This window comes from Saccharopolyspora sp. NPDC002686, assembly GCF_040295745.1.
GTDB classification, from domain to species: domain Bacteria; phylum Actinomycetota; class Actinomycetes; order Mycobacteriales; family Pseudonocardiaceae; genus Saccharopolyspora; species Saccharopolyspora oryzae.
On record NZ_JBEOVY010000391.1, the window covers coordinates 1 to 6,716 of the forward strand.

Annotated in this window: 8 protein-coding genes; 7 read left to right on the forward strand and 1 reads right to left on the reverse strand. The window is 69.9% G+C overall.

Annotated elements, in window-relative coordinates:
* The first annotated feature begins 281 nt into the window (after positions 1 to 281).
* Entirely contained in the window at positions 282 to 1,232 is a 951-nt protein-coding gene (locus ABTZ89_RS33405; protein ID WP_351052329.1) for a PLP-dependent cysteine synthase family protein, read from the forward strand.
* Between the two features lie 133 nt (positions 1,233 to 1,365).
* Here ABTZ89_RS33405 and ABTZ89_RS33410 read toward each other — a convergent pair whose 3' ends face one another.
* Positions 1,366 to 2,190 carry an SMP-30/gluconolactonase/LRE family protein gene (locus ABTZ89_RS33410; protein WP_351052332.1) on the reverse strand — a complete coding sequence of 275 codons (825 nt, stop codon included), beginning with the start codon at positions 2,188 to 2,190 and terminating at the stop codon, positions 1,366 to 1,368.
* A 216-nt stretch (positions 2,191 to 2,406) separates the two neighbouring features.
* Here ABTZ89_RS33410 and ABTZ89_RS33415 point away from each other — a divergent pair, with 216 nt between their 5' ends.
* From ABTZ89_RS33415 to rdgB, 6 genes are read left to right on the forward strand one after another with little or no spacing between them, the layout of a single operon-like run.
* On the forward strand, positions 2,407 to 3,036 hold the full coding sequence (locus tag ABTZ89_RS33415; RefSeq protein ID WP_351052335.1) for a rhomboid family intramembrane serine protease: 630 nt from the start codon (positions 2,407 to 2,409) through the stop codon (positions 3,034 to 3,036).
* Positions 3,033 to 3,848, forward strand: coding sequence for a glutamate racemase (murI, locus tag ABTZ89_RS33420; RefSeq protein WP_351052338.1), 816 nt, complete (start codon positions 3,033 to 3,035; stop codon positions 3,846 to 3,848). The genes ABTZ89_RS33415 and murI overlap by 4 nt, the downstream gene beginning before the upstream one ends.
* Positions 3,845 to 4,603, forward strand: a complete 759-nt coding sequence (locus ABTZ89_RS33425) for an MBL fold metallo-hydrolase (protein WP_270952747.1) — start codon at positions 3,845 to 3,847, stop codon at positions 4,601 to 4,603. Before murI ends, ABTZ89_RS33425 begins: the two co-directional genes overlap by 4 nt.
* Positions 4,593 to 5,045, forward strand: coding sequence for a GNAT family N-acetyltransferase (locus tag ABTZ89_RS33430; protein WP_351052341.1), 453 nt, complete (start codon positions 4,593 to 4,595; stop codon positions 5,043 to 5,045). The genes ABTZ89_RS33425 and ABTZ89_RS33430 overlap by 11 nt, the downstream gene beginning before the upstream one ends.
* 46 nt (positions 5,046 to 5,091) lie before the next feature.
* Positions 5,092 to 5,847 (forward strand): ribonuclease PH, encoded by a 756-nt coding sequence (rph, locus tag ABTZ89_RS33435; RefSeq protein ID WP_270952745.1) that lies wholly within the window; start codon positions 5,092 to 5,094, stop codon positions 5,845 to 5,847.
* Positions 5,844 to 6,449 carry an RdgB/HAM1 family non-canonical purine NTP pyrophosphatase gene (gene rdgB / locus ABTZ89_RS33440; protein WP_270952744.1) on the forward strand — a complete coding sequence of 202 codons (606 nt, stop codon included), beginning with the start codon at positions 5,844 to 5,846 and terminating at the stop codon, positions 6,447 to 6,449. Before rph ends, rdgB begins: the two co-directional genes overlap by 4 nt.
* Positions 6,450 to 6,716: the final 267 nt, after the last annotated feature.

Below are 6,716 nucleotides of genomic sequence, written 5' to 3' on the forward strand. Positions count from 1 at the left end.
GTATGTCCAATACACGGCAAACGGGCTGTCCTCGCCAGGCGACGTCTGAGAACCCGCGGCGGTGCGAGTTGCGAGGGTGGGCTATGCGCCTGGCGGCGCATGCGACCCTCGCCGGCCGGTGCCAGTCGTTCTTCGCGGTAGCTGCTTACCGCCGAAAGCGGCTTCGCCGCTTGCCCGACGTCGCGGACTTGTGAGCGTGCCTCGCGACTTTTGCTACAGCCGTCGAGGCCTCACGCTTGGACGTAGGAACTGTTCTTCTTGCGGTGAGTAGGAGATGCACCGTGGCTCGTTACGACTCGTTGCTGGACGCGCTCGGTGACACGCCTCTGGTGGGGTTGCCCCACCTGTCGCCGGCTCCGGACGTCCGGCTGTGGGCCAAGCTGGAGGACCGGAACCCGACCGGTTCGATCAAGGACCGCCCGGCGCTGGCCATGATCGAAGCCGCCGAGAAGGAAGGCCGCCTCACCCACGGCTGCACGATCCTGGAGCCCACCTCGGGCAACACCGGGATCTCGCTGGCCATGGCGGCCAAGCTCAAGGGCTACGGCCTGGTCTGCGTGATGCCGGAGAACACCTCCGAGGAGCGCCGCCAGCTGCTGCAGGCCTACGGTGCGCGGATCATCTCCTCGCCCGCGGCCGGCGGCTCCAACCAGGCGGTGGCGATGGCCAAGGACCTGGCCGAGCAGAACCCGGACTGGGTGATGCTCTACCAGTACGGCAACCCGGCCAACGCCGACGCGCACTTCACCACCACCGGGCCGGAGATCCTCCGCGACCTGCCGACCGTCACCCACTTCGTGGCCGGTCTGGGCACCACCGGAACCCTGGTCGGCGTCGGCCGCTACCTGCGCCAGCAGAAGCCCGACGTGCAGATCGTCGCGGCCGAACCGCGCTACGGCGAACTGGTCTACGGCCTGCGCAACCTCGACGAGGGCTTCGTCCCGGAGCTCTACGACGCCGAGGTCCTGACCCGCCGCTTCTCGGTCGGCTCCTACGACGCCCTGCGCCGCACCCGCCAGCTGCTGGAGGCCGAGGGCATCTTCGCCGGCATCTCCACCGGCGGCGTCCTCCACGCGGCGCTGACGATCGCGGAGAAGGCGGCGGCCGCCGGCGAATCCGCGGACATCGCCTTCGTCGTCGCCGACGCCGGCTGGAAGTACCTCTCCACCGGCGCCTACAGCGGCACCCTCGACGAAGCCGCCCAACGCCTCGAAGGCCAGCTCTGGGCCTGATCCGTCTCCAGCTGGAGATTTACAGTTTCAATTGAAACTGTGCTCCCGGAAGGACGTCGCTCGGCCGGGGTCGGCGCAAATTCAATGGAAATTGGACGTTCGATTTCCATTGAATTTGCGGTGGAGCCCTGGGTCAGCCGGCGAAGGAGTAGGGGCGGACGCCCGTTGCGAGGTCCGGGATGACGAGGATCGAGCCGTCGGCTTCGGCGGGCTCGGAGACCTCGTCGGTCGCGGTGGTGATGTAGAGCCTCGTCAGGTCCGGGCCGCCGAAGCAGCAGTCCGTCGGGCGCTGGGCCGGGAGCGGGATCGTCCGGTCCAGGTCGCCGGCGGGGGTGTAGCAGCGGAGCTCGCCGCGGTCGCGGACGGTGAGCCAGAGGTGCCCGGAGGCGTCCACCGCCAGGCCGCCGGGTTCGCCGTCGACCTCGAACAGCGGGCGGCGGTCGGTGCAGTCACCGGTGGTCAGGTCGAAGTCCAGGACGTCGACGCGCCGGGCTGCGCCGTCGGACAGGTACATGCGGGTGTTGTCCGGGCTCCAGGCGATGCCGTTGCCCGCGGGCAGGTCCTTGAGCGCGATGTGCGCCGAGCCTTCACCGGTGACCCGGACCAGCCAGCCGCCTTCGCCCAGCGTCGTCGCCCACAACCGGCCCTTGGCGTCGATCATCGTCGCGCCCGCCTCGGCGCCCTCGCGCGCCCAGTAGATCAGCCAGGTCCGCTGCGAACCGGTGGAGTCGAACAGGGCGATGCCCTCGTCCAGGTGCAGCGCCAGGCCGCCGTGGCTGCGCGTCTTCGCCGCGCTGACCTGCTGCGGCAGTTCCATCGCGTGATCGGTGCGACCGGGGACGAAGCGGTGCGCGCTGCGCGTCGGCGGATCGGTCCACAGCAGGGTGTCGGTGCCGATGTCCCACGTGGGTGCCCGTCCGGAACGCGCCGCCGCTGGCACTGCTAACTCGACCTGCACGTGAAGCCCTTCGTCCGGAACGCAACGATGCAGGACCCTATCGCGCGGCCCACCTGTTGATCTTGGGGTCGGGCAAGAGCCCGCATTTGATCTGGCGCACATCAAGTCGAGCACCCGGAGTCCACGCGGAAGGGCCACCGGAGACGTGGTGCAAAACGTCCGAATCTCAGGGCGAACCCCGAGACCGCGGAGGGGTGCTCCGCGTAGCCTCGAGTTGTGAACCGGCTGCCTGATCGTCCTCGCCCGCGCGTGCTGCCCCCGAACCCGCTGGGCGCAGCGGTGGGCATGCTCATCGCCACCGCGGTGCTCTACGGCATCGAGTTCTACGACCAGGTCAACCCGCTGACGAACCTGGAGAACCACGGCATCTTTCCGCGGTCCGGGAGTGGCCTCGAGGGGATTTTGTGGTCCCCGCTGCTGCACGCGGGTTGGGATCACCTGTGGGCCAACACCCTGCCGTTCCTGGTGCTCGGCTGGCTGGTGCTCGCCGGCGGGCTGGGGCAGTTCCTCGCGGTGACCGCGACGATCTGGATCATCGGCGGCCTCGGCACCTGGCTGTTCGGCGCACCCGCCGTGCACATCGGCATGTCCGGGGTGATCTTCGGCTGGATGGTGTTCCTGCTGGTGCGCGGCTTCTTCCAGCGCAGCATCGCGCAGATCCTGGTCGCCGCCGTGCTGTTCTTCTACTGGGGCGGCATGTTGTGGGGCGTGCTGCCCGGCACGCCGAACATCTCCTGGGAGGGCCACCTGTTCGGCGCGATCGCCGGGTTCCTGGCCGCCTGGTTGGTGGGCCGCAGCACTCGGTCGCAGGTCACCAGCGGTGGGCCTGGCACACTTGCCGGGTGACTGACGCCCCGATCGGGATCTTCGACTCCGGCGTCGGCGGGCTGACCGTGACCCGCGCGATCATGGATCAGCTGCCCGGCGAAACCGTGCACTACGTCGGCGACACCGCCAACGCGCCCTACGGCCCGATGCCGCTCGCCGAGATCCGCACCCGCACCCTGGCCATCACCGACTCGCTCGTCGAGGACGGGGTGAAAGCCCTGGTGCTGGCCTGCAACACCGCGTCCGCGGCCTGCCTGCGCGACGCCCGCGAGCGCTACTCGATCCCGGTCGTCGAGGTCATCATGCCCGCGACGCGGCGCGCGGTGGCGACCACGCGCAACCGGCGCATCGGCGTGATCGGCACCAAGGCGACCATCCGCTCCCGCGCCTACGACGACGCGTTCACCGCGGCCCCGGACATCGAGCTGACCACGGTGGCCTGCCCGCGGTTCGTGGAGTTCGTCGAGCGCGGCATCACCACCGGTCGGCAGATCCTCGGTCTCGCGCAGAGCTACCTCGACCCGCTGCAGCAGGCCGACGTCGACACGGTGGTGCTCGGCTGCACGCACTACCCGCTGCTCACCGGTGTGCTCCAGATCGCGATGGGGGACCAGGTGACGCTGGTCTCCAGCGCGGAGGAGACCGCCAAGGACGTGGTGCGGGTGCTGACCGAGAACGACCTGCTCGCAGGCCCGGACGCGGTGCCCGAGCACGCGTTCCACGCCACCGGGGCCCCTGACCGGTTCGCCCGGTTGGCCGCCCGGTTCCTCGGACCGGCGCTCGCGGCCGATGCCGTTCGGCCGCTCGTCATGTCAAGCTCGACCGCATGAAGCTGACGATCCTCGGCTGCTCCGGGAGCATTCCCGGCCCGGATTCGCCTTCATCCGGGTACTTGCTGGAGTCCGGCGACACCCGCATCGCGCTCGACCTGGGCAACGGCACGCTCGGCGCGATGCAGCGGTTCATCGACCCGTTCTCGCTGGACGCGGTGTTCTTCAGCCACCTGCACCCGGACCACTGCGCGGACTTCGGCGCGCTCGCGGTGCTGCGCCGCTACCACCCGAACCGGCCCGGCGGCCGGCTTCCGGTGATCGCGCCCGCGAACGCTCCGCAGCGGTTCGCCGCGCTCTACGCGCCGGACGCAGAGGAGCTGGCCGTGACGGATCTGTCGGACGTGTTCGAGTTCGTCCAGGTATCGGCCGAACCCGTGCGCATCGGGCCGTTCGAGGTCCGGGCGACACCGGTGGCGCACCTGTGCGAGTCGTGGGGCTTCCGGGTCGAGGCGGAGGGCAAGGTGCTGGCCTACACCGGCGACACCGGCCCGTGCCCGCAGCTGACCGACCTCGCAGCGGACGTCGACGTCCTGCTGTCCGAGGCGTCTTGGGAGGACTCCCCGGACGCGCCGGACGGCGTGCACCTGTCGGGCCGCCAAGCCGCGGAGGTGGCGAAGTCGGCCGGAGCTCAGCGCCTGCTGCTCACCCACGTCGTGCCGTGGGCGAACGGCGACGCGATCCTCGCCGAAGCCGAGGCCGTCTACGACGGACCGGCGGAACTGGTCGTCGCGGACGGCAGCTATGAGATCTGACGTCGTGCTCCGGCCGGCTGCCGCTGCCGACGCGGCGGACATGGCCGAAGTCTGGCTGCGCTCGTTCAACACCGCGCTGCCGACGGTGCGCCGGGCGCACGGCGACGACGAGGTGCGGAGCTGGTTCGCCCACGTCGTGGTGCCGAACTCAGAGTGCTGGGTGGCCGAGGAGCAGGGCTCGGTGGTCGGCCTCATGGTGCTCGAGGGCGCGGAGCTGGAGCAGCTCTACCTCGATCCGCCGCAGCGCGGTCGAGGACTCGGCGATCAGCTCGTGGACCTGGCCAAACGCCGTCGCCCGGACGGGCTGGAGCTCTGGACCTTCCAGGTCAACGGCCCGGCCCGGCGGTTCTACGAGCGGCACGGCTTCGTCGCGGTCGAGCACACCGACGGGCAGCTCAACGAGGAGCGCGAACCGGACGTCCGCTACGTCTGGCAGCCGTAGCGGCCCCTTGACGAGGGGCGATTCGGGGCGGGCTTAGGGTTGGGGCGTGGCACGAGCGGATGGGCGGAGCGACGACCAGCTCCGAGAGGTGCGGATCACACGCGGATACCAGGACTGGCCGGCAGGTTCGGTTCTGGTCGAGTTCGGCCGGACGCGAGTTCTGTGCGCGGCCAGCGTCCAGGAGGGCGTCCCCCGCTGGCGGACCGGCTCCGGACTGGGCTGGGTGACCGCGGAGTACGCGATGCTGCCGTCGTCGACGAACACGCGCAGCCCCCGGGAATCGGTGAAGGGCCGCATCGGCGGCCGCACCCACGAGATCAGCCGGTTGATCGGCCGCTCCCTGCGCGCCTGCATCGACATGGCGGCGCTGGGCGAGAACACCATCGCGCTGGACTGCGACGTGATCCAGGCGGACGGCGGCACCCGCACGGCCGCGATCACCGGCGCGTACGTGGCGCTGGCGGACGCGGTGACCTGGCTGGGCGCTGCCGGTCGGCTGTCCGACCCGAAGCCGCTGTCCTGCTCGATCTCCGCGATCAGCGTGGGCGTGGTGGACGGCCGGGTGCGCCTGGACCTGCCCTACGAGGAGGACTCGCGCGCCGAGGTGGACATGAACGTGGTCGCCACCGACCACGGCACCCTGGTGGAGGTGCAGGGCACCGGCGAGGGCGCCACCTACACCCGGTCCACGATGGACAAGATGATCGACTTCGCGCTCGACGGCTGCGCGAAGCTCGCCGAGATCCAAGCCGACGCGCTGGCCGCCCCGTACCCGGGTGAGCTGCCGGGGAGCAAGGCATGAGCCGCGTCCTGCTGGCCACCCGCAACCAGAAGAAGCTGGTGGAACTGCGCCGAATCCTCGAAGCCGAGGGCGTGACCGGCGTCGAGGTCATCGGCCTGGCGGACGTCCCCGAGTTCCCGGAAGCCCCGGAAACCGGCGCGACGTTCGAGGAGAACGCGATCGCGAAGGCGGCGGACGCGGCGAAGGCCACCGGCCTCCCGGCGATCGCCGACGACTCCGGCATCGCGGTCGACGCCCTCAACGGCATGCCCGGCGTCCTGTCGGCCCGCTGGTCCGGCAAGCACGGCGACGACCAGGCCAACCTGGACCTCCTCCTCGGCCAGATCACGGACGTCCCCGACGACCGCCGCGGCGCGGCCTTCGTCTCGGCAGCGGCCCTGGTCCACCCGGACGGAGCGGAAACCGTGGTCCGAGGCGAATGGCGAGGAACGGTGATCCGCGAAGAACGCGGCACCAACGGCTTCGGCTACGACCCGATCTTCGTCCCAGAAGGCGAAACCCGAACCAGCGCCGAACTCTCCCCGGAGGAAAAGGACGCGGACTCCCACCGAGGCCGAGCCCTCCGCCTGCTGCTCCCAGAACTCCGCAAACTCGCAGGCTGAGCACGCGAACTTCCTGTTGAAGGGCCCCTCCGACCACTGGTCGAGGGGCCCTTCACTCGTTCACCGGTCGAGTGCGCCACCTTCCGGCCAGGACACCTGCATGAGTTGCCGGATGCGGATCAGTTCTCGCTGGTCATGACCCGTGAGTCTTTTGGGGCGTCATAGCACCCCAAAAGACTCACGGTACTTGACCTGCACAAACCTGACTTCTGATTGGTGCCGCAACCCCCCACCCAGCACATCGGTCTTCGATTTGGAAGGTGAAGC

Bases quoted from the DNA above. Each gene is read 5' to 3' on its own strand.
- ABTZ89_RS33430 (WP_351052341.1), top strand. From the start codon at position 4,593: ATGAGATCTGACGTCGTGCTCCGGCCGGCTGCCGCTGCCGACGCGGCG.
- rdgB (WP_270952744.1), top strand. From the start codon at position 5,844: ATGAGCCGCGTCCTGCTGGCCACCCGCAACCAGAAGAAGCTGGTGGAA.
- ABTZ89_RS33425 (WP_270952747.1), top strand. From the start codon at position 3,845: ATGAAGCTGACGATCCTCGGCTGCTCCGGGAGCATTCCCGGCCCGGAT.